The 1,312-nt window shown below is 72.3% G+C and carries 1 protein-coding gene; it reads right to left on the bottom strand.

Going from position 1 to position 1,312, the window contains the following annotated elements:
• Window positions 1–1,312: ATP-binding protein (locus tag AB0O00_RS39925; RefSeq protein WP_363659568.1), on the bottom strand; the 1,312-nt coding region annotated here is incomplete at both ends.

The following is a 1,312-nucleotide window of genomic DNA, read 5'->3' as shown; positions in this document are numbered from 1 at the left end:
CGCACCTTCCAGTACTGCGGGCGCGACCGTGAAGTCCGCGCCGAGGGGTGCCGGGTCGTTGTCCGGCAGGGGCAGGACGACGGTGAACACCGCGCCCGGCCCTTGGCTGACGGTGATGGTGCCACCGTGCCGCTGCACCAGCCGGTGGACCAGGGCCAGTCCGAGGCCGCGCCGGGCGGTGCCCCGGTCGGGGCTGGTGGACCAGCCGTCCTCGAAGATCGAATCGGCGGCGCCGGACGGGATGCCGGGGCCGTTGTCGGCGACCCGGAGGGTGACCGCGTGTTTCTCCTCGACCAGCGAGAGGCTGACCTCCCCGCCGCTGCCGACCGCCTCCACCGCGTTGTCCAGCAGGTTGCCGGCGATGGTGAGCAGCCGCTTGAGATGGCCGGGCTGCTCGGTGAGCCGGGAGTCCTCGCTCAGGGTGATCCGTACCCCGCGCTCGGCGGCGACGGCGGTCTTGGCGACGATCAGTCCGACCATGAAGGGGTTGGCGATCCGGTCCCGGACGGCCTCGGTCAGGGCGGGTTCGCTGTGGCTGAGCTCAACCGCGTACTCCAGGGCGGCCCCGTGGTCGCCGAGTTCGAGCAGGCCGGCGAGGGTGTGCATCCGGTTGGCGAACTCGTGCTGCTGGGCACGGAGCGCGTCGGTGAGGCCGCGGACGGAGTCCAGTTCGCGCAGCAGGCCGACCAGCTCGGTCCGGTCGCGGACGGTGACGACCGCGCCGAGTTCGCGGCCGTGCAGCACGACCGGCATCCGGTTGACGGCCAGGCAGTGGCTGTCGGTCAGCACGGTCAGGTCGACGCCCTCCAGAGTGCCGTCCAGCGCCCGGCGCAGCCGGCCGTCGGGGAGGACCTCGTCGAGCCGGGAGCCCAGGGCGGTGCCGAGGCCGAGCAGCTGGCGGGCCTCGTCGTTGAGCACGCTGATCCTGCCCTGCGGGTCGAAGGCGATCACACCCTCCTTGATGCCGTGCAGCATCGCCTCGCGGTCCTGGAGCAGCCCGGCGATCTCCTCCAGCTCCAGTCCGAAGGTGGTCCGTTTGAGCCGCCGGGCCAGGACGTACGAGGCGATCGAGCCGACGGCAAGGGCGGCCGCCGCGAAAAGGCCGAAGGTGGGGAGCTCCCGGAAGAGCTGGCCGACCGCCTGCTTCTCGGCGATGCCGACGGACACCTCGCCGATCACCTCGCCGGCGGACCCGCGCAGCGGGACCCTGGCGTTGGCGGAGCGACCGGTCGCACCGTTGTCCATACCGGTATGGGTGCGGCCGTCGAGGACGGCGATCGGCTCCTCCACGGCCTTGCCGATGAGATCGGGG

It is taken from the genome of Kitasatospora sp. NPDC093558, from assembly GCF_040683475.1.
Classification (GTDB): domain Bacteria; phylum Actinomycetota; class Actinomycetes; order Streptomycetales; family Streptomycetaceae; genus Kitasatospora.
Note: the sequence above shows the minus strand (reverse complement) of the source record. Positions and strands in the feature narration are given on the sequence as shown.